20 protein-coding genes are annotated in these 20,577 nt (G+C 43.1%); 19 read left to right on the forward strand and 1 reads right to left on the reverse strand.

Annotated features, from left to right (window positions below):
* Window positions 1-43 precede the first annotated feature (43 nt).
* From queA to HFU86_RS04015, 19 genes are all read left to right on the forward strand, one after another.
* Window positions 44-1,126, forward strand: a complete 1,083-nt coding sequence (gene queA / locus HFU86_RS03925; protein ID WP_132496176.1) for a tRNA preQ1(34) S-adenosylmethionine ribosyltransferase-isomerase QueA — start codon at window positions 44-46, stop codon at window positions 1,124-1,126.
* Between the two features lie 75 nt (window positions 1,127-1,201).
* Window positions 1,202-2,329: a tRNA guanosine(34) transglycosylase Tgt gene (tgt, locus tag HFU86_RS03930; protein ID WP_132496177.1), complete on the forward strand. Its 1,128-nt coding sequence runs from the start codon at window positions 1,202-1,204 to the stop codon at window positions 2,327-2,329.
* 216 nt (window positions 2,330-2,545) lie between these two features.
* A complete protein-coding gene (yajC, locus tag HFU86_RS03935; protein ID WP_006657183.1) occupies window positions 2,546-2,878 on the forward strand; it encodes a preprotein translocase subunit YajC in 333 nt (110 codons plus the stop codon).
* 27 nt (window positions 2,879-2,905) lie between these two features.
* Window positions 2,906-4,753 carry a protein translocase subunit SecD gene (gene secD, locus HFU86_RS03940; protein WP_071992161.1) on the forward strand — a complete coding sequence of 616 codons (1,848 nt, stop codon included), beginning with the start codon at window positions 2,906-2,908 and terminating at the stop codon, window positions 4,751-4,753.
* Window positions 4,754-4,763: 10 nt separating this feature from the next.
* Entirely contained in the window at window positions 4,764-5,732 is a 969-nt protein-coding gene (gene secF, locus HFU86_RS03945; protein ID WP_132496178.1) for a protein translocase subunit SecF, read from the forward strand.
* 116 nt (window positions 5,733-5,848) lie between these two features.
* On the forward strand, window positions 5,849-6,298 hold the full coding sequence (gene nrdR / locus HFU86_RS03950) for a transcriptional regulator NrdR (RefSeq protein ID WP_006662792.1): 450 nt from the start codon (window positions 5,849-5,851) through the stop codon (window positions 6,296-6,298).
* A gap of 5 nt (window positions 6,299-6,303) precedes the next feature.
* Window positions 6,304-7,419 carry a bifunctional diaminohydroxyphosphoribosylaminopyrimidine deaminase/5-amino-6-(5-phosphoribosylamino)uracil reductase RibD gene (gene ribD / locus HFU86_RS03955; RefSeq protein ID WP_187128764.1) on the forward strand — a complete coding sequence of 372 codons (1,116 nt, stop codon included), beginning with the start codon at window positions 6,304-6,306 and terminating at the stop codon, window positions 7,417-7,419.
* A gap of 102 nt (window positions 7,420-7,521) precedes the next feature.
* Window positions 7,522-7,995, forward strand: a complete 474-nt coding sequence (ribH, locus tag HFU86_RS03960) for a 6,7-dimethyl-8-ribityllumazine synthase (RefSeq protein ID WP_036953837.1) — start codon at window positions 7,522-7,524, stop codon at window positions 7,993-7,995.
* Between the two features lie 70 nt (window positions 7,996-8,065).
* The gene (gene nusB / locus HFU86_RS03965) at window positions 8,066-8,482 is read left to right on the forward strand and encodes a transcription antitermination factor NusB (RefSeq protein ID WP_036953841.1); all 417 of its coding nucleotides are present in this window, start codon (window positions 8,066-8,068) and stop codon (window positions 8,480-8,482) included.
* Between the two features lie 129 nt (window positions 8,483-8,611).
* Window positions 8,612-9,583 (forward strand): thiamine-phosphate kinase, encoded by a 972-nt coding sequence (gene thiL / locus HFU86_RS03970; protein ID WP_036953844.1) that lies wholly within the window; start codon window positions 8,612-8,614, stop codon window positions 9,581-9,583.
* 10 nt (window positions 9,584-9,593) lie between these two features.
* On the forward strand, window positions 9,594-10,103 hold the full coding sequence (gene pgpA / locus HFU86_RS03975) for a phosphatidylglycerophosphatase A (RefSeq protein ID WP_108479247.1): 510 nt from the start codon (window positions 9,594-9,596) through the stop codon (window positions 10,101-10,103).
* A gap of 760 nt (window positions 10,104-10,863) precedes the next feature.
* Window positions 10,864-11,403, forward strand: a complete 540-nt coding sequence (locus HFU86_RS03980) for a fimbrial protein (RefSeq protein WP_108479248.1) — start codon at window positions 10,864-10,866, stop codon at window positions 11,401-11,403.
* 64 nt (window positions 11,404-11,467) lie between these two features.
* Window positions 11,468-12,196 (forward strand): fimbrial biogenesis chaperone, encoded by a 729-nt coding sequence (locus tag HFU86_RS03985; protein WP_187128765.1) that lies wholly within the window; start codon window positions 11,468-11,470, stop codon window positions 12,194-12,196.
* Window positions 12,177-12,743, forward strand: coding sequence for a fimbrial protein (locus HFU86_RS03990; RefSeq protein ID WP_234413564.1), 567 nt, complete (start codon window positions 12,177-12,179; stop codon window positions 12,741-12,743). Before HFU86_RS03985 ends, HFU86_RS03990 begins: the two co-directional genes overlap by 20 nt.
* 11 nt (window positions 12,744-12,754) lie before the next feature.
* Window positions 12,755-13,291 carry a fimbrial protein gene (locus HFU86_RS03995; RefSeq protein ID WP_222717601.1) on the forward strand — a complete coding sequence of 179 codons (537 nt, stop codon included), beginning with the start codon at window positions 12,755-12,757 and terminating at the stop codon, window positions 13,289-13,291.
* Between the two features lie 56 nt (window positions 13,292-13,347).
* Window positions 13,348-14,100: a fimbrial biogenesis chaperone gene (locus tag HFU86_RS04000; protein ID WP_187128766.1), complete on the forward strand. Its 753-nt coding sequence runs from the start codon at window positions 13,348-13,350 to the stop codon at window positions 14,098-14,100.
* The gene (locus HFU86_RS04005) at window positions 14,091-14,840 is read left to right on the forward strand and encodes a fimbrial biogenesis chaperone (protein WP_187128767.1); all 750 of its coding nucleotides are present in this window, start codon (window positions 14,091-14,093) and stop codon (window positions 14,838-14,840) included. Before HFU86_RS04000 ends, HFU86_RS04005 begins: the two co-directional genes overlap by 10 nt.
* The gene (locus tag HFU86_RS04010) at window positions 14,830-17,412 is read left to right on the forward strand and encodes a fimbria/pilus outer membrane usher protein (protein WP_243698992.1); all 2,583 of its coding nucleotides are present in this window, start codon (window positions 14,830-14,832) and stop codon (window positions 17,410-17,412) included. The genes HFU86_RS04005 and HFU86_RS04010 overlap by 11 nt, the downstream gene beginning before the upstream one ends.
* A 15-nt stretch (window positions 17,413-17,427) precedes the next feature.
* Window positions 17,428-18,531 carry a hypothetical protein gene (locus HFU86_RS04015; RefSeq protein WP_187128768.1) on the forward strand — a complete coding sequence of 368 codons (1,104 nt, stop codon included), beginning with the start codon at window positions 17,428-17,430 and terminating at the stop codon, window positions 18,529-18,531.
* A 66-nt stretch (window positions 18,532-18,597) separates the two neighbouring features.
* Here the strand turns inward: HFU86_RS04015 and dxs are convergent, their stop codons facing one another.
* On the reverse strand, window positions 18,598-20,463 hold the full coding sequence (gene dxs, locus HFU86_RS04020; RefSeq protein WP_132496185.1) for a 1-deoxy-D-xylulose-5-phosphate synthase: 1,866 nt from the start codon (window positions 20,461-20,463) through the stop codon (window positions 18,598-18,600).
* Window positions 20,464-20,577: the final 114 nt, after the last annotated feature.

Below are 20,577 nucleotides of genomic sequence, written 5' to 3' on the forward strand. Positions count from 1 at the left end.
CACTAGACTAGTCGCCTTATTTTTTTAGATTGATGTCAATACAATGCGTGTATCCGATTTTACTTTTGAATTACCAGAAGAACTTATTGCCCACTATCCTCAGGCTGAGCGTAGCTCATGTCGCTTACTTGGTCTTGATGGTGCCACGGGACAGCTCACGCATGGTGTGTTTACCGATATTCTTGAAAAATTGGAGCCAGGGGATTTGCTGGTATTCAACAACACTCGCGTGATCCCTGCTAGATTGTTCGGTCGTAAAGCGAGCGGCGGTAAAATTGAGGTTTTGATTGAGCGTATGCTCGATGAACATCGTGTTTTGGCTCATGTTAGAGCCTCTAAAGCACCAAAAGAAGGTGCAGCGCTGCTACTGGGGGAAGATGAAAGTGTGAATGCGACGATGGTCGCTCGTCACGGTGCTCTGTTTGAGCTACGTTTTGATGATGCGCGCGATGTATTAAGCATTCTTAACCAAATTGGTCACATGCCATTACCTCCGTATATCGACCGTCCAGATGAAGAGTCTGATAAAGAGCTGTACCAAACCGTGTATAGCCAGCGTCCGGGCGCGGTTGCTGCACCAACAGCGGGTTTACACTTTGATGAGCCTTTATTAGAAGCATTACGCCAAAAAGGCGTTGAGATGGCATTTGTAACACTGCATGTCGGGGCGGGAACGTTCCAACCAGTGCGTGTTGATTCCATCGAAGACCATATTATGCACTCTGAATATGCAGAGGTTCCGCAAGAGGTGGTCGATGCCGTGTTGGCGTGTAAAGCGCGTGGAAATCGTGTGATTGCTGTGGGAACAACGTCAGTTCGTTCACTCGAAAGTGCCGCGAAAGCTAGCGAAAACGCTTTAATTGCTCCATTCTTTGACGATACCCAGATATTTATTTATCCGGGTTATGAATATCAAGTGATTGATGCTTTGATCACTAACTTCCACTTACCAGAATCCACATTAATTATGCTGGTCTCTGCGTTTGCGGGATATCAAAACACCATGCAAGCCTATAAAGAAGCTGTTGAGCAAAAATATCGTTTCTTTAGTTATGGTGATGCCATGTTTATTACGCCAAACGCCAATGCTCGTTTTGAGCAAGTCGGCTCGGCAGAACAAGAATAAGTGGCGGCGTAGCTGCTTGCTTAGACTCAGTAACCAATAGCACCAGACTGTTTTTCTGATGCTAGGAGATAAAACGTGAAATATGAATTACAGACAACCGACGGCAATGCGCGTCGTGGTCGCCTGATTTTTGAACGCGGCGTGGTAGAAACTCCGGCTTTCATGCCAGTAGGAACTTACGGCACGGTTAAGGGAATGACTCCTGAAGAAGTGAAAGAAACCGGTGCTCAAATTTTACTGGGTAATACCTTCCATTTATGGTTGCGTCCAGGTCAAGAAATCATGAAATTACATGGTGACCTGCACGATTTTATGCAATGGCAAGGTCCTATCTTAACGGACTCAGGTGGCTTCCAAGTCTTTAGCCTTGGTGCAATGCGTAAAATTAAAGAAGAAGGCGTTCATTTCCGTAATCCAATTAATGGTGAAAAAGTCTTCTTAAGCCCCGAAAAATCGATGGAAATTCAGTACGACCTCGGTTCCGATATCGTGATGATTTTCGACGAGTGTACGCCGTACCCAGCAGACTGGGATTACGCAAAGACATCAATGGAAATGTCATTACGTTGGGCTGCGCGTAGCCGTCAGCGCTTTGATGAGTTGAACAATAAAAATGCGCTGTTCGGGATTATCCAAGGCAGTGTTTACGAAGATTTACGCGATATCTCCGTGAAAGGGCTGGTGGAAATTGGCTTTGATGGGTACGCTGTAGGCGGCTTAGCAGTCGGCGAACCAAAAGAAGATATGCACCGTATCTTAGAGCATGTATGCCCGCAAATTCCGGCAGAAAAACCACGTTACCTAATGGGCGTTGGTAAGCCGGAAGATTTAGTGGAAGGTGTACGTCGTGGTATCGATATGTTTGACTGTGTGATGCCGACACGAAATGCACGTAACGGGCATTTATTTGTCACCAACGGCGTGGTAAAAATCCGTAATGCGAAGTATAAGTCAGACACATCACCTCTCGATGCAGAGTGTGACTGCTATACTTGTCGTCATTACAGCCGCGCGTATTTGCATCATCTTGACCGTTGTAATGAAATTTTGGGTGCACGACTCAATACCATCCATAATTTACGTTACTATCAACGTTTGATGGCGGGTATTCGCCAAGCGATTGAAGCGGGTAATTTTGAGCAGTTTGCTGCGGATTTCTATCAGAAGATTGGCAAAGCCCAGCCTTCATTAAATAGAGAGTGAATTTAAAGTGCGAAGTTAGCCCGAACTGTGTAGCATATCGGGCTGTACCCTTCGTTCTTGCAGCTGATTGTGGTTATTGGCATCAGCCAAAAGAATTATTTAGTGCAAATTATAGTTTTTGGTTCTAGTTATATGATGGTTTGATGTATTTTATGTAACTTGAACTAGTTAAAGTGTAAGTTTGAAATTGCTTTCAATAACAATGAGGAAAGTTGAATGAGTTTTTTTATTTCTGAAGCAGCGGCATCAGCAGGCGCACCCGCTCAAGGTAGCCCGTACTCTCTGATTATTATGCTGGTTGTTTTCGCGCTGATTTTCTATTTCATGATCCTGCGTCCACAACAAAAACGTGCTAAAGATCACCGTAAACTGATGGAATCAATCGCTAAGGGTGACGAAGTTTTAACCACTGGTGGTTTAATCGGTCGTGTGACTAAAGTGTCTGAAACAGGTTATGTTGTTCTTGAACTGAGTGAGAACACTGAAGTAACTATCAAACGTGATTTCGTTGCTGCTGTTCTACCTAAAGGCACAATGAAAGCAATCTAATTCTGAATTTTCCCGAAGGGAACTGCCGTGCTAAACCGTTATCCTTTATGGAAGTATCTGATGTTGATCACTGCGATCCTCATCGGTTTGCTGTATGCACTTCCAAACCTATATGGTGAGGATCCGGCTGTTCAGATCACTGGCGTGCGGGGAACCGCCGCCAATGAACAAACGCTGATCCAAGTCCAAAAAGCTTTAGAAACAGACAAAATTCAGAGCAAATCTGTTGCTCTCGAAAATGGGGCAATTTTAGCCCGTTTCAACAACTCTGACGTTCAGTTACGTGCTCGTGAAGTCATCATGAATGCACTGGGTGACCAGTATGTTGTTGCATTAAACCTTGCACCTGCTACACCAAAATGGCTTGAGGCTCTCGGTGGTGAACCGATGAAGCTGGGTCTGGACTTACGTGGTGGGGTTCACTTCCTGATGGAAGTTGATATGGACACTGCATTAGGTAAATTGCAGGAACAAAACATGGATGGTTTGCGTAATGACTTGCGCCAAGCAGGTATTGCGTACTCTTCTATTCGTAAAGGCAGTGATTACAGCGTCGAAGTTCGCTTCCGTAACGCTGATGATCGCAGTCTTGCTGAGAAAACACTGGCGCGTAAATACCCAGATTTAGTGTTTTCTGACGGCAGCGATAACACCATGATTGCTGTTATGACTGATGAGCGCTTACGTGAAGCGCGTAACTATGCCGTCTCTCAAAACATCACGATCATTCGTAACCGTGTTAACCAATTAGGTGTTGCTGAACCACTTGTTCAACGCCAAGGTGCGGATCGCATTGTTGTTGAATTACCGGGTATCCAAGATACTGCGCGCGCAAAAGAAATCTTAGGCGCAACTGCAACCTTAGAATTCCGCTTAGTGAATACTGGTGTAGACAGTGCAGCGGCAGAAAGTGGACGAATTCCGGGTGATTCAGAGCTTAAGTCTGATCGTAATGGCGTGCCTTATGTTCTGTATAAGCGTGTTGTCTTAACGGGCGACCATATTACTGATTCTACATCTGAAACTGATGAAAATGGTTATCCGCAAGTCAGTATTAGCCTTGATAGTGCCGGTGGCTCAATCATGTCTGACTTTACTCGTGACAACCAAGACAAGCTGATGGCAACCCTGTTTGTTGAATACAAAGACAGTGGTAAAAAAGATGCCGCAGGTCGTGCGATTTTAGTTAAAGATGAAAAAGTGATTAACGCCGCGCGTATCCAAGCTCGTTTCGGTAGCAAATTCCGTATTACGGGAATTGATAACGCGAACGAAGCGCGTCAATTATCTTTACTGCTGCGTGCTGGTGCTCTGATTGCGCCAATCCAAATTGTTGAAGAACGTACTATTGGTCCAACATTGGGTATGCAAAACATCGAGCAAGGTCTGAAAGCCTGTATCGCGGGTCTGTTAGCCTCTATCCTGTTTATGATTATTTACTATCGTAAATTTGGTCTGATCGCGAGTAGTGCTCTGATGGCTAACTTGGTTTTAATCGTGGGTGTGATGTCTCTGTTACCAGGGGCGACACTGACTATGCCAGGTATTGCCGGTATCGTTCTAACCCTTGCGGTTGCCGTCGATGCCAACGTTCTCATAAACGAACGTATCAAAGAAGAACTTCGCAACGGACGCTCAGTGCAACAAGCGATCCACGAAGGGTATAAAGGCGCCTTCTCAAGTATTACCGATGCAAACTTAACGACTTTAATCACTGCAATAATTCTGTATGCAGTGGGTACTGGTTCGATTAAAGGCTTTGCGATTACGACAGCGATTGGTGTCGCAACCTCTATGTTTACAGCTATTGTTGGTACACGTGCAATCGTGAACCTGCTATACGGCGGTAAACGTATTAACAAGCTGTCAATTTAAGGAGCACGTTGTGGCACAGGATTATACTGTTGAACAATTGAACTATGGTCGTAAAGTCTATGACTTTATGCGCTGGGACAACGTTGCCTTTAGCATTTCTATCATTTTACTGATCGCTTCTTGTGTGATTATCGGTGTTAAAGGCTTTAACTGGGGACTTGATTTTACGGGCGGTACCGTCATTGAAATCAACCTTAGTCAGCCTGCTGATTTGGATAAAATTCGTGATAGCCTGTCTAACACGAACCATAAAGATCCATTAATTCAGAATTTTGGTAGCAGCCGAGACATCATGATCCGTTTACCGCCGGTTGAAGGCGTAGCGGGTCAAGAAGTCGGTAAAGAGATCATTACTATCATCAATAAAAACGTTGATGAGCAAGCGACGGTTAAGCGTATTGAATTCGTGGGACCAAGCGTAGGTGCTGAGTTAGCACAAACAGGGGCATTAGCGTTATTAACAGCGCTTATCTGTATCCTGATTTACGTTGGCTTCCGTTTTGAATGGCGTTTAGCGGCAGGTGCCGTATTGGCATTGGCTCATGACGTGGTGATCACTTTAGGTATTCTGTCTCTATTCCACATTGAGATTGATATGACTATCGTGGCGTCATTGATGTCAGTTATCGGTTACTCCCTTAACGATAGTATCGTGGTATCTGACCGTATCCGTGAAAACTTCCGTAAGATCCGTCGCGGTACACCTTACGAAATCATGAACGTCTCTTTGACCCAAACATTGAGCCGTACCATCATGACATCAGCAACGACATTATTAGTGGTTCTGATGCTGTATCTGTTTGGTGGCGCGATGTTAGAAGGCTTCTCACTGGTTATGTTAATCGGTGTGACGATTGGTACGATTTCATCTATCTATGTGGCTTCTGCATTAGCACTGAAGATGGGTATGAAGCGTGAGCACTTAATTCAGGCGAAAGTCGAGAAAGAAGGCGCAGATCAAGAGTCTTTATTACCATAACGAATACAGACACTCGTGTATCATAAACACCCTGCGGATAAATAATCCTCAGGGTGTTTTTCATTTCAGGTCTGAGTTACACTATCTACCCTACAAAAATAGAATCAGGAATTCCTATGCATTGCCCATTTTGCTCAGCTGTAGATACGAAAGTGATTGACTCGCGTCTGGTTGGTGAAGGCTCACAAGTGCGCAGGCGCCGCCAGTGTTTGGTTTGCCATGAACGCTTCACTACATTTGAAGTGGCGGAACTTGTTATGCCTCGGGTAATTAAAAGTGACGACATTCGCGAGCCTTTCGATGAAGAAAAGCTCAACAGAGGCATGTTGAAAGCCCTAGAAAAACGCCCTGTCAGTTCTGATGCTATCGATCAAGCCATAATTTCTATTAAATCCCACCTACGAGCGACTGGCGAACGTGAAGTTCCCTCGAAGTTAATTGGTAATTTGGTGATGGATGAACTCAAAAAACTCGATAAAGTGGCTTACATTCGCTTTGCCTCGGTCTATCGTAGTTTTGAAGATGTACGTGAATTTGGCGAAGAAATTGCCAAGTTACAGGACTAATACCGATGCTTGAACAAGACCGTATCTACATGGCCCGGGCCTTTGAATTGGCAAAAAAAGGGCGTTTTACTACATCGCCGAACCCCAATGTGGGTTGCGTGATTGTGCGCGAAGGTGAAATTGTCGGCGAAGGTTATCATCAAAAAGCGGGGGAGCCGCATGCGGAAGTCCATGCGCTTCGAATGGCGGGTGATAAAGCGAAAGGCGCGACAGCTTATGTGACTCTTGAGCCTTGTAGCCATCACGGTCGCACCCCACCTTGTGCAGAAGCATTAATTAATGCGGGGATCACCCGCGTAGTCGCTGCAATGCAAGACCCTAACCCTCAAGTGGCTGGCCGCGGCTTATTTATGCTATCCCAAGCGGGAATAGAAACTGCTAGTAATATTTTGTTGGAAGAAGCCGAAGCAATAAACCGTGGCTTTTTAAAACGTATGCGTACCGCATTTCCTTATATTCAATTAAAACTTGCTGCATCATTAGATGGCAAAACCGCATTAGCGAATGGGGAAAGCAAGTGGATTACTAGCCCTGCGGCGCGTAAAGATGTTCAAGTTCTACGTGCTCAAGCCAGCGCTATTTTAAGTACCAGTAATACCGTGCTTGCTGATGACCCTGCATTAACGGTGCGCTGGAACGAATTACCTGCGGATGTTCAAGCTCAATACCCAGAAGAAAAGCTGCGCCAACCTATCCGTATCGTGTTAGATAGACACAATCGCGTGAAACCTGAACACAAAGTGACGCAGTTAGACGGTGAATGCTGGCTAATTCGCCCAACACCGGATACCACAGAAACATGGCAGGGAAATGTCGAACAGCTTGCTATTCCTGCTGATGATAATGGCATCGACTTAGTGATTTTGATGATGCAATTAGCGAAACGTAATGTGAACAGTATTTGGGTAGAGGCTGGCGCTAAGCTTGCAGGTTCGTTATTAAAACTCGGTTTAGTCGACGAACTGATCGTCTATATCGCCCCTAAATTACTTGGGGATACTGCGCGTGGGTTAGTGAGTCTCCCTGAATTAAGCGCATTATCAGATGCGCCTCAATTTGAATTTACTGACGTTGAAAAAGTCGGAAATGACCTTCGCGTCAGGTTACGCCCTGTATGGTAAATGTGTTTTTTTAGCGGTTTGCTGAAATTCACTCGTACGGTTACCTAAAGAATGTGATAAAATCCGCGCCCCGCGGGTTGTAATTAATATTTGAGGAAGATTATGAACGTAATCAAAGGTGTTGTTGCTGCGCCAAAAGCGCGTGTTGCTATCGCTATCGCTCGTTTTAACAACTTTATTAATGATAGCCTGCTGGACGGTGCTGTTGACGCGTTAGAGCGTATTGGCCAAGTTGCTCAAGATAACATCACCGTTGTTTGGGTGCCAGGTGCTTATGAATTACCACTGACCGTGAAAGCATTGGTTGAAACCAAAAAATATGATGCAGTTATCGCATTAGGTACTGTTATTCGTGGCGGTACTGCCCACTTTGAATTTGTTGCGGGTGAGTGCAGCTCAGGTCTGTCTCATGTTGCATTAAATAGCGAAGTTCCTGTGACTTTCGGTGTATTAACCACTGAAAATATCGAGCAAGCCATTGAGCGTGCTGGTACTAAAGCAGGTAACAAAGGTGCAGAAGCTGCACTGACCGCTCTCGAAATGATTAATGTGATTAAAGCTGTAAAAGGCAAATAATACGCGCCATATCTCGGGCTCTGTGAGTTCGAGATATGCTGTGTAGTTTTTTTTATTTAAGGGGAATCTTGTGAAACCTGCTGCTCGTCGCCGCGCTCGTGAGTGTGCTGTACAGGCCATCTATTCATGGCAATTATCCGGTAATCCTATTGCCGACGTAGAATATGAGTTTATTGCTGAACAGGACATGTCTGACGTTGACGTAACCTATTTCCGTGAGCTGATTTCTGGTATTGCAAACAATGCTACGAAGCTGGATCAATTAATGTCACCTTACTTATCTCGTCAGTTAGAAGAGTTAGGTCAAGTTGAGAAAGCGATTTTACGTGTAGCAATGTATGAACTAAGCTATAGAGAAGATGTACCTTTCAAAGTTGCTATCAACGAAGGTATTGAATTAGCTAAAGTTTTTGGTGCCGAAGATAGCCATAAATTTGTCAACGGTGTGTTAGATAAAGCAGCACCTGCGGTACGTCGTAAGAAATAAACATAATCAGGTTCCCTCCTGTAATACGTAAGTCATAATGGGTAGGCTGGGTTCCAGTCTATCCTAGTACTTATGTCTGGCTTTTCAGTTTATTGACGAGCTAGGCATAGCGAAAATGGAAAATCTACCATGTCATATGGCGAATTTGACCTCATCGCACGTTTTTTTAATCGCCAACCTGTAAACCGACGTGATGTTAACATCGGTATTGGCGATGATTGTGCGCTAATGACTATCCCTGAGAAACAGCAACTTGCTGTGAGTACGGACACCCTAGTTTCCGGTATTCATTTTCTACCCGATATCTCTCCCGCTGACCTTGCCTATAAATCCCTAGCTTCAAATTTAAGTGATCTTGCTGCGATGGGCGCTGATCCTGCTTGGGTCTCTTTAGCTATTACCCTACCGAGCGTAAACCATGAATGGTTGCAATCTTTTAGCGATATGTTGTTTGAACAACTGAATTACTATGGAATGCAGCTGATTGGGGGAGATACGACCCGTGGACCAATGAGTTTAACCTATACCGTTCATGGTCTTGTGCCAATTGGCAAAGCGTTATCTCGCTCTGGTGCACGTAATGGTGATTGGATTTATGTGACGGGTACTTTGGGAGATAGTGCTGCGGGACTTGCGATACTGCAAAACAGGTTACAGCCTGAAAGCCCTGAGCATAAGGAGTGGTTGATTGAGCGTCATTTACGCCCACAACCGCGTATTTTGCAGGGGCAGGCTTTACGCAATTTGGCTTCATCTGCGATAGATATTTCAGATGGGTTAGTTTCTGATCTCAACCATATATTAAAAGCGAGCGGTTGTGGGGCGAGGATCAATCTCGATGCGCTACCACAGTCCGATGCGTTGAAGCAGAACTGTTCTGTGGAGCAAGCAAGAGTTTGGTCGTTAAGTGGTGGTGAAGACTATGAGCTATGCTTTACAGTACCTGAAATGAATCGGGGAGCCTTAGAAGTAGCGCTTGCTCATACGGGGTCAGGTTTTACCTGTATTGGTCAAATCAAGCCTCAATCTGAAGGGATCAGTTATTTTTGTGATAACCAAGCTGTTGAGGTTGACCTCAAGGGCTTCGATCATTTTGTTTAGGAAAATGTCCATGGCAACCGCTCAAGAAAAAGCAGCAGCAAAAAAACGATTGAATATGCGTAATCCGTGGCACCTGCTAGCGACGGGGTTCGGAAGTGGTTTATCGCCAATTGTTCCCGGTACAATGGGCTCATTAGCCGCCATTCCATTTTGGTTGCTAATGGACAAACTCCCTGTATGGAGCCTCTGGGTTATTATCGTCGTTGGATTCTGGTTTGGGTGTTGGATATGCCAACGCACTTCCGATGATATGAGGATCCATGACCATGGCAGTATTGTTTGGGATGAGTTTATTGGAATGTGGATCACGTTAATGGCCATCCCTGTGGTGAGTATCCAGTGGGTTCTCACCGGCTTTTTGATTTTCCGTGTTTACGACATGTGGAAACCTTGGCCTATCCGTATCTTTGACCGTCGAGTCAGTGGCGGGTTTGGCATTATGATTGATGACATTATTGCTGCCATATTTGCCTATGTGACAATTTGGCTATTAGTGCATTATCAGGTGATGCCTTTTTGATTTGAGTTAATTCCCTCCTTCAAAGATAAAATATCTTTTTTAGATAAATAAAGTCCTAGTTAAATACTAGGGCTTTTTTCTTATCCTAAATTATTTTTTATTTTCACTTCTATTTTTTATGAATAAAGTTAAATTTATTTTTATTATGAAAAATAAAAAATTCGTTATTTGTAAAAATTAATTTCACTATAATTATGCTTTCATCATGGTTTCCTATTTATTAAAAAATGTAAAAAATAAAGAATCAATATTAACTCGAAATATGGGTGGTTATTTTATTTTTTATTTTTCTGTTATGAGAAAAAAATAACTTAGTCAAATTCACGTATACGTGATGTTTGGTATAATTCTTTTATTATCTAAGTGAGAATGATTTTCATTTATTTAAATGCGAAAATCACAAGTATGATTTATTTAGGTTGTTTTTGTTAATTTAATGTAATCAGGAATTGAGTAAAGTTAAAATTTTTAATTGAATTTACTAACCATGAGTGTACTTTTGGGGTCTTATTATGAAATGGCAATTTACAGATTGTTACTGATATGACTCTTGAGGTGCGTATACCGAGTAAGAATATTCAAGTAGTATGCTTGGGAAATAACAAGCATGAATTAATTTTTATAAAACACGCCTTAATTTGTTTTTTAGAAAAATTAAATTTTTTATTTGGCCTGTTATTTTTAATAAAGTCATATCGGTTTTGTTTTGATAAAAATATATTTACTTCAATTTTATATTGCCTATTAATAAGGGTTTACTATGTTAATTAATAAAAAAAATCTGATCGTATTATCTATCGCTGCTGGCTTAGGCTTTTCAGGTGCAGCAATGTCAGCAACGAACGCACAAGTGACAGTAACTGGAAATATTGCTGCCGCAACATGTGATTTAAGCGTCACAAATACCAATATCGATTTAGGAACGTTTATCTCTTCAGATATTCAAACGGTTGGAACTATAGCTGGTAGTACTCATAATTTTGATATGAGCTTATCTAACTGTAGCCAAGAGTTCGATGGCGAAAATGGTAAGTTTGTACAAATGTACGCGAAAGGTACTGCGTTAGCAGCGAATACTTCTTTATTTAACAACGTTGAAAAAGGAACTGTTGGTGTGGCAGTGACTGCTGACGGTAAAGAAGTAAAACCAAATACAAACGTTCAATTAAGCAGCATTAAGTCTCTGGTTGAAGGTGGTTCAGCTGTGATCCCAATGAATGTGGCACTGAACTCAACGGTGAGCAAACCTGCTTCACAGCGTATCGAAGCGCCGATTACTTTCTCTGTAAGCTACGAGTAAGTTTGTTGTGAAATGGCAGGCTTCTGCCATTTCACTTTGTAACGCATCACGAGAAGGTAAAAAAATGAAATTACTAAATTTACTTCGTACTCTCCCTGTTTTTGCAACCCTGTTTTTTATTCAAGTAGAAACGGCGTCTGCGGCTGGCGTCGGCATCAATGCTACTCGAGTTATTTTCAACCAAGGAAATCAGTCAGTCCCTGTCACTCTGCGCAATAGTACAGAGAAGGAAGAATATTTGGTTCAGGTTTATCTGACAAAAACCGCCAAAGGTGCGGCGCAAGACCAAGCTTTAGATGTGCTTCCTCCTATGTTCTATCTGGCATCAAGCCAGCAGCGCGATGTTCGTTTAGTGGAAGGTGCAGGAGCATCTGTATTACCGAAAGATAGGGAATCAGTTTTTTATTTTCATGCTAGAGCCATTGCGGCAAGTGAAAAGAATGCTGGGCAGCAGAATGCAGCGATGAAAGGTGAAGTGAAAATTGCATTAGAGAGTGTGATTAAAGTTTTTTATCGCCCTAAAAACCTGACGTTAACGGTAGAGCAAGCTCAAGGTAGCCTGACATTTGAAGAGACAGCGAGCGGAATCAAAGTGATTAATCCATCGCCGTATTACATCACATTGTCATCATTGAGTGTGGGGGGAAAAGCGGTGACGTTAAACCCTGAAATGAATAACACCATGATAGCGCCTTTTAGCAGTATGGATTACCCAACCCCGGTGAAAAAAGGCAAAAAAGTCTGGGCTGCCATCAATGATCTTGGGGGACGAAGTGAGTATTCACAACCTTAAACTGGGACAGTATCGATGGGCGCTTTTCGCTGGGATATTTTCCATTGTGGCGATACCTGAAGTGAATGCAGCGAATACCTTAGAGTTGACCGCAGAAATTGACAATGCAGGAGAGTGCGATATTGCGGTTAGCCCTTCATTGATTGAATTCAAACGACGTCCTTCTGTGGGCGAATTTGCGGCGAATGATGCGGTAGATATCCAGCTATTAAGCTTGTCGTATAAATGTACGGGCTATGAAACCAATGCTCGCCCTGAAATAAAAGTGACAGGGAATACTGCTGCCGATACCAATTTGTTTTTAACAGCTGATCCAAAAGGCGCCAAAGGTGTTGGTTTTATGCTGAAAGATGGCGCGGTGAAGGAGCTTTCTGGTTATTACAATGCAGGAAAAACAGTCGTTAATGGTGATTCTGTGCTTCTACCCGCAGGGGATAATGATGGAGAAAAACCTTTTACGGTAGGGTTTATTCGCCAAGTCGGTAATAACACCGTCACTGCAGGTGCTGTGAAAGCTGCCATTTTATTCACTGTTGTGATGCCATAAATGGAGGTGATATGAATAAATATTCATATTTTCTTATAGCTTCATTATTCGGTTTCACAGGGGAAATGTTTGCAGCCTCAAATTCGGTGAGTATTAACTTTGATGCGCATTTATATCGCAGAACGTGCGATGTAAACCTCTCCGAAAGTGTGGTGGCTTATGGAAAAGTGAAACCTCAAACCATTGTTGATAATGACTTAGGTACCAGTACCGCTCTGAATCGTAATGTTATTTTAACCTTAGCTAACTGCTCAGGACTGGGAACATTAAATGGTAGCAAAGTCATTGTGACTGGCCCTAGTCAAGTCATGAACGGGGAAGCCTTGTTTAAGGAAAGTGGCTCTTCAGGCGGTGTGGGGATTCGATTAAAAGCAGATGGAAAAAATAAGGTCAGTGGAGATTCAGTTTGGGATTTGTCTACGACCAGCAATCAAGGAAGTCAAATTACCGTGGTCACGGCACTTTCATGTGGAAATTGTCAAAACGTTCAGAAAATTCAATTAGGCACATTTAAAGCCACCATGATGTTTACCGTTTTAGCTTATTGAGCCGTTTATTGAGTGATAAATCTATTAATAATAAAAATAACGGAATACTTTCAAAAATGTTTAAGAAAACAGGTACATTATTTTTTATTTCTCATTTATTGGTGCTGTTAATTAGCATTAACGTTAATTCAGCACAAGCGGGATTACGTCTAGAAAAAAGTCGTATTATTTGGAGTGATTCCGACACTCAGCAATCAGTGACATTAACCAATGACAGTGATGACATTTATTTAATTCAATCCGGTGTATTTAATACACCAACGGGCACTCAAGAATCGCCACTGTTTTCTGTTATTCCACCTTTATATCGTTTAGATGCGAATAAACAGCAAACGATGAAAGTCTTATTACAAAGCTCCCCAGAATCATTGCCTCAAGATAGAGAGTCAGTTTTCTATTTTAGCGCGATTGCTATTCCGGGTGTTTCTCCTGAATTAACAGAAAATGCAGCGGTGCAATTATCTATCGGTACTCGCTTAGTCATTAAGCTATTTTATCGTCCCGTTAAATTTACTCAGTCGCCAGATGCTGCCGTTGCTAATTTGCAATTTCACACATCGCCGAAAGGTTTATGTGTAGCGAATCACTCCCCTTATTTTATTACGCTCAGCGAAGTCAAAGTGGGTAATCAAGTGTTTGCTCAATTCGCTGGCACGATGGTGGCGCCTTTTAGTCAGCAGACATTGGCGATTTCAGAATCCATTTCCGTACAAACTCCGATGCGTTGGCAAGCCATCAATGATTACGGTGGTGACACTGCACCTTACTCCGGTTCGGTGAAGGAAAATAAGGGGTCGTTATGTCAGTAATGAAATCGCTGTGTGGGTGGGTTTTAATGATGACGCTAAGCCATGCATTTGCCTCAGAGACAAATGAAGGTTTTCATTTTTCACCTGAACGTTTGGTCTATTTGGAAAGTAATACCAAAGGGATCTCTGCGGGTCTACAAAATGGCACCTCAAAAGCGGCATTGATCCAGGCGCAGGTTGTACCGACAGATCTTCAAACCGGTTTACCTTTGACTGAACATCAAGGGGAAAGTCATGAGGCTTTTTTGATTACACCGCCATTACATAAATTAGATATCAATGAGCGTTTTAACTGGCGTATTCAGCGTGTTAATGATGGAAAGCTCGCTACCGATAGAGAAACTGTTTTTTACGTTGCACTGAAAGTGATCCCAGAATCTAGCGCGAATGATAAGGCCTCATCACAATTTATTTTGGCGCCAACTATTTATTTAAAAATGTTGTATCGCCCGAAACAAATTGAAGAATTGCGTTTAGATGCACAAACCGCAAAGTTAGACGTCACTGTGCAAGGCAGCAAAATCACGATTACTAATCCAACGCCACTCTCTATGACATTAGCCAGCCTGTCAGTGGGGGATTATGAGGTGCCAGTAGAAAAGTTCACTCATGGAATTGCCCCTTTTGGGCAACAGGTTATTTTTCTCGAAAAAAATGTATCAGGTACGATTACATGGCGTGTGTTGAATGAATACAGCATACCGACAAAGGTTGAAGTGAGAGGCGAGAATGAAAGCTAAAATGCGTGATGGCGCTTTTACCGTCTCTCCGATTGCTTTGGCTCTGGCATGTTGTTTATCCATGGGGAATGCGGTGGCAGAACCTTATTTTGATCCGACACTCTTAAATCTACCTGAAGGAACTAGCGTAGATAGCATTGATTTATCTGCATTTACGCGCTCTGAATCGGTAACGGCGGGGCGTTATGTGGTGACACTGAGGATCAACAAAGAAGATCAAGGGCAAAAAGAGATCTATTTTTCCGCAGATACGGCGGGAAATATTGTGCCGGAAATTACACCTGCGTTATTAGATGAATATGGCGTTAATGTTGAGAGTATTCCAACATTAAGATCCTTACCAAAAGATGAACCGATCGCGTCTTTAGAGGCTGCTCTACCAGATTCTCAAGTTCAGTTTGATATATCTAAGTTGGATCTCAATATCAATATTCCTCAAGTTGCCATGCGTCATAAATCGCGTGGTGCGATAGACCCGAGTTTATTGGACCAAGGGGTCACTGCGTTTTTGTTTAATTATCAAGTCAATGGAAGTAAACAAAAGCACAGTGGCTCCAGTGCAAGTGGTAAAAATACCAATGATTCGTTGTATGCCAATATTAGCGGTGGTTTTAACTTGGCGGCGTGGCGCTTGCGTTCAAACTTTCAGTATATGGAAAACAAATCCAAGAGCAATGGCTACAGCACCAGTCATCGGGAAAGCGAGTTTTCGCGTACAACGGTTTCACGGGACATTCAGCGTTTAGATTCTGAGTTAGTAATTGGGGAAACCAGTACACTCAGCGATGTCTTTGATAGCGTTCCATTTAAAGGTGTTCGCTTGTTATCGAATGAACTCATGCTGTCCAAAGGAGATCGTGGATTTGCTCCGGAAATTCGTGGTGTTGCAATGTCTAACTCGCGGATCATCATCAGACAAAATGGCAATATTATTTATCAAACCTATGTGGCACCAGGACCTTTTGTCATCAATGATATTTATCCAACGGGAACGGCAGGGGACTTAGAGGTTTCTGTTCAAGAGGAAGATGGAACAACGCGAGTATTCACTCAAGCATTCTCTTCATTACCCGTCATGCAACGTGCTGGCGGAGTTAAATATGAAGTTGCTGCGGGTAAATATGATGGAGGGATCACGGACGGTTCCAAAGAGCAGCAGTTTATTATGGGAACGCTGATCTATGGTTTACCGAAGTCAATCACTCTGTATACAGGTTTACTCGGGGCAAATCATTATTGGAGCGGAATGGTTGGAACCGGGATTTCACTCGGTAGTTTTGGTGCGCTTTCCATGGATATTACCCACGCACAAGCCTCAATTAATCATGAAAGTAAGCAAGGGCAATCTCTTCGTGTTCGCTATTCTAAAAACTTATCAGAAAGTGGCACATCCGTTGATTTAACCGCACTGCGCTACTCTACGAAAGAATACTACAGTTTTGCGGATTTCAACCAAGTGGGTTATCAGTTAAAAGAGAACGTTGCACCGTGGCTTAATGGTCGCCAGCGTAGCAGTTTCCAAACCTATATTAACCAATCTCTGGGTAAATGGGGTTCTATCTATTTACGCGGAATGCGCAGTGATTATTGGGGTAAATCTGACACAGTAACGACGCTAGGCATTGGTTATAACGGTTTTTATCGTGGTATCAACTATGGCATTGATTACAGCATTAGCCGTACCGAAGGTAATGGAAATTGGCCTGAAAATAAGCAAGTTAGTGTGAATATGAGTATTCCATTCAGCATTTTCAGTGAACACAAGAATATTGAGAACATTAATAGTACGTTCCAAGTGAGCCATGATAATTCAGGGCGCACTTACCAGCAGGTTGGTATTAATGGCCAGTTATTAGATAACAAGCTGAGTTATCAGCTGACTGAAAGTGGCGATAATCGCGATCAAAAAATGACAAACTCGGTGAATGTGGGCTATCAAGGCAGTAAAGGGTATTACGGTGGCGGATATAGCTATGGTCGTGATAGCCAAATGATGTATGCCAATGCATCAGGTGGAATAGTTATCCATTCAGGTGGTGTTTTGCTAAGTCAGTATTTAGGTAATTCGGCAGCCATAGTTTATGCCCCAGATGCAGCGGGAACTAAGGTGAATAATGGCTCAACGGTTATCGATGCCAATGGCTACGGTATTATTCCGCATTTATCAGACTATACGCAAAATATTGCAAATTTGGATGTGAATACATTACCTGAGAACGTTGAAAGCAAAGAGAATGCGCTGAACCTTTACCCAACTAAAGGGGCAATCGTGAGAGCGAACTTTAAAACCTTAAAAGGGTATCAAGCGATGATCACTTTGCAGCAACCGAACAACGTTCCAATGGGCGCAATCGCCTCGTTGCACCAAGATGATAATACAGATGATGCCATCATTTCAGGCATTGTAAGTGATAACGGACGCGTTTATTTAAGTGGATTGCCAGAGTCAGGGCAGATAGTTATCAAATGGGGTAAAAGTGGTTCCGAGCGCTGCGAAGCGCCTTTTAATATGGATAAATCCACAGAAAATGCCTATTCATCATTACGCAATTTAACCCTGTCATGCCACTAATTGGATGAATATTTTATGAAAATCAATGTAATAAAGAACAAGATATTAGTGGGATGGAAAAGCTTACTACTGGGCAGTGTGTTAGCTTTTATGGCGAGTATACCCAGTTTTGCCAAAACAGTGACGGTTATGAATGGGCGTGGATTGATTGGTGTTTATGGTGAATATAATACCTCGCTAACGGGGATGACGAATCCACCCGCTTGGAATGAAAAGGCTAATTTTTACTATGTACAGTTTTATAATAATTTTAATGGGATCATAAACTACTGCGTTGATCGTGGGGGGTTAGTCATCAATATTGATGGTGTCAGAGGAATGCCTATTGCTGGCGGTGAGATGATCATGGTACCTGAATTTGTGTTTGTTGATGAAAGAAGAAACTACTCAAACAATAGCTACCTCGATACCATCACTGGGCATTTTAATGGATGGGGATCTGGCACCAATGAGCAGTTAGGTATAGGAGACTGCCTCTGGTCCCCTAATCAAAGTACGCCAACACCGGCAATACGCCATACCGTTACCGCAACAGGACGTATGTTGATTTATGGAACGGGTAACCAACGTAGTGGTACCTACCGATTAGATGATGATATTGGCATTGTTATTCAAAATCCTCAAAATAGAACGACTGCCAGGCAAATTGTTCCCAAAACAGAAAATATTATCGTGACGGTATCAGGGCTAACTTGCACATTAAATACACCATCTTATGTGAATTTTGGTTCTCATAGTGCAAGTAGCAAAAGTAATGAGTTGCTTTCTACTATGCGAAATAACATGTCGGTGCAGTGCGATCAAATTGCGAATAAGATCGCCGCGACGATTTCGTTATCAGGCAATGTGAAGCCGCAGTACTACGCAGGCAATAATCTGGAAGTGAACTTATTGAATGCTCAACAGCAAGCCGGTGCGTATGTCAAAATGTACGTCATGGTTAATGGTAATAAAACACCGATTACCTTAGATCAGAAGCCGATTGATTTAGCTAAAATTACCGCACTGCAAACCAATGTTAGCTTTAATAATGAGCTAGTGTATGAGCTTTATTCTCGTGGTAATAATGTGGCGGGTAAGGTGAGTGGCAGTGCAGAATTATCAATAATTATGCGCTAAAAGTAAGATGAATTAGTCCGTGATTTAAGGCGTTACTTTTGTGGTAACGCCTTAAATTTTTATAAGTTACTTATTTTGGTAAGTATTGATGGCACTCACGATCCCTGCAGCATCTAAACCGAGATCTGCTAGTAACTCATCTTGGGTACCTTGAGGGATAAAGAAATCCGGTAGGCCCAAGTTCAGAACGGGTAGAATTTTCTTCTCGCTCATCAGGAATTCATTCACACCGCTGCCTGCACCGCCCATAATCGCATTTTCTTCCAGCGTTACGATTAGGTCATGGGTATTGGCCATTTCTAAGATCAGCGCTTCATCTAATGGTTTCACAAAACGCATATCCACGACGGTGGCATTGATTTGTTCTGCGGCTTCTAAGGCGTTACTCAGTAATGTCCCAAAGCTGAGGATCGCCACTTTTTCGCCTTGGCGGCGGACAATCCCTTTACCAATTTCAAGCGGTGCTAATGACATTAGCTCAGCCCCTGTACCTGCGCCACGAGGGTAGCGAACCGCGGTAGGACCTTCTTGATAATGGTAGCCAGTGTGCAGCATTTGACGGCATTCATTTTCATCACTTGGCGTCATGATCACCATTGTTGGGATGCAACGTAAGAATGAAATATCGAATGATCCTTGGTGAGTTTGACCATCAGCACCGACGATACCAGCACGGTCAATGGCAAACATCACTGGGAGTTTCTGGATGGCCACATCGTGGATCACTTGGTCGTAACCACGTTGTAAGAATGTCGAGTAAATTGCTACGATCGGGTTATAACCCCCAATGGCAAGACCTGCGGCGAAGGTGACTGCATGCTGCTCGGCAATCGCGACATCAAAATATTGGTCTGGGTACTCTTTCGAGAAACGCACCATACCAGAACCTTCACGCATCGCTGGGGTGACGGCCATCAGTTTATCGTCGTCTTTAGCTTCTTCACATAACCAATCCCCAAAAATTTTGGAGAATGTCGGTCTGGTATCTTTGCTTTTTGGTAACGTAAAAGTGGCAGGGTCAAACTTAGGTACGGCGTGCCAGCTAATTGGGTCTTTCTCTGCCGGCTCATAGCCACGACCTTTTTTGGTCATAATGTGCAGGAATTGAGGACCTTTTAACTCGCGCATATTTTTTAACGTTTGGATCAGCGCAATCACATCGTGTCCGTCAACAGGACCAATGTAGTTAAAGCCTAATTCTTCAAACATGGTGCCAGGCACAACCATGCCTTTGATATGTTCTTCCGTTTTCTTGAGTAACTCTTTGATTGGCGGAATATTCGAGAAAACTTTCTTTCCACCTTCACGCAGCGTGGTATATAGCTTGCCGGAAAGTAAATGGGCTAAATGGTTATTCAGCGCGCCAACGTTTTCTGAAATCGACATTTCATTGTCGTTGAGGATCACCAGCATATCGGGCGCAGCATCCCCAGCATGGTTCATTGCTTCGAAAGCCATACCCGCAGTAATGGCGCCATCACCGATAACACAAACTGTTTTGCGGTTTTTATCTTCTTTTTCTGCGGCGATAGCCATACCTAAACCGGCACTAATGGAGGTTGAGGAATGACCAACACTAAGAATGTCGTACTCGCTTTCGGCACGCCATGGGAATGGATGTAACCCATTTTTTTGACGAATGGTGTCGATTCTGTCACGGCGCCCAGTCAAAATTTTGTGTGGGTACGCTTGATGACCGACGTCCCAAACAAGATTATCAAACGGGGTTTTATAGACATAATGTAGAGCAACAGTTAATTCAATGGCGCCCAACCCAGAGGCAAAGTGACCGCTCGAGCGACTGACGCTATTTAATAGAAATTGTCTCAGTTCATCACAAAGCTTTGGCAAGCTTTCTTTTGGCAGAAGGCGCAGTTCATCAGGCGTCTCTGCCAGTGCCAGCGTTGGATATTTCGCGGTATCTATACTCATTAGGTGCTCACTACTTAAATTAATTAGGGCGATGCCTGTTAACGTCGAGCGGTTGCTGACCGTGTTTTTTTTGTGTTGAACGTATTTTATAAGTCGTCACAATGGCTCTAAGTT

Source organism: Providencia sp. JUb39, from assembly GCF_012272845.1.
Lineage (GTDB): Bacteria > Pseudomonadota > Gammaproteobacteria > Enterobacterales > Enterobacteriaceae > Providencia > Providencia lanzhouensis.

What these genes read in the sequence shown, in the direction of transcription:
- ribD (WP_187128764.1), top strand. Translation starts at nt 6,304, where the DNA reads ATGCTTGAACAAGACCGTATCTACATGGCCCGGGCCTTTGAATTGGCA.
- ribH (WP_036953837.1), top strand. Translation starts at nt 7,522, where the DNA reads ATGAACGTAATCAAAGGTGTTGTTGCTGCGCCAAAAGCGCGTGTTGCT.
- dxs (WP_132496185.1), bottom strand. Translation starts at nt 20,463, where the DNA reads ATGAGTATAGATACCGCGAAATATCCAACGCTGGCACTGGCAGAGACG.
- HFU86_RS04000 (WP_187128766.1), top strand. Translation starts at nt 13,348, where the DNA reads ATGTTTAAGAAAACAGGTACATTATTTTTTATTTCTCATTTATTGGTG.
- thiL (WP_036953844.1), top strand. Translation starts at nt 8,612, where the DNA reads ATGTCATATGGCGAATTTGACCTCATCGCACGTTTTTTTAATCGCCAA.
- HFU86_RS04005 (WP_187128767.1), top strand. Translation starts at nt 14,091, where the DNA reads ATGTCAGTAATGAAATCGCTGTGTGGGTGGGTTTTAATGATGACGCTA.
- yajC (WP_006657183.1), top strand. Translation starts at nt 2,546, where the DNA reads ATGAGTTTTTTTATTTCTGAAGCAGCGGCATCAGCAGGCGCACCCGCT.
- HFU86_RS03985 (WP_187128765.1), top strand. Translation starts at nt 11,468, where the DNA reads ATGAAATTACTAAATTTACTTCGTACTCTCCCTGTTTTTGCAACCCTG.
- nrdR (WP_006662792.1), top strand. Translation starts at nt 5,849, where the DNA reads ATGCATTGCCCATTTTGCTCAGCTGTAGATACGAAAGTGATTGACTCG.
- HFU86_RS04015 (WP_187128768.1), top strand. Translation starts at nt 17,428, where the DNA reads ATGAAAATCAATGTAATAAAGAACAAGATATTAGTGGGATGGAAAAGC.
- queA (WP_132496176.1), top strand. Translation starts at nt 44, where the DNA reads ATGCGTGTATCCGATTTTACTTTTGAATTACCAGAAGAACTTATTGCC.
- HFU86_RS03995 (WP_222717601.1), top strand. Translation starts at nt 12,755, where the DNA reads ATGAATAAATATTCATATTTTCTTATAGCTTCATTATTCGGTTTCACA.
- HFU86_RS04010 (WP_243698992.1), top strand. Translation starts at nt 14,830, where the DNA reads ATGAAAGCTAAAATGCGTGATGGCGCTTTTACCGTCTCTCCGATTGCT.
- HFU86_RS03980 (WP_108479248.1), top strand. Translation starts at nt 10,864, where the DNA reads ATGTTAATTAATAAAAAAAATCTGATCGTATTATCTATCGCTGCTGGC.
- pgpA (WP_108479247.1), top strand. Translation starts at nt 9,594, where the DNA reads ATGGCAACCGCTCAAGAAAAAGCAGCAGCAAAAAAACGATTGAATATG.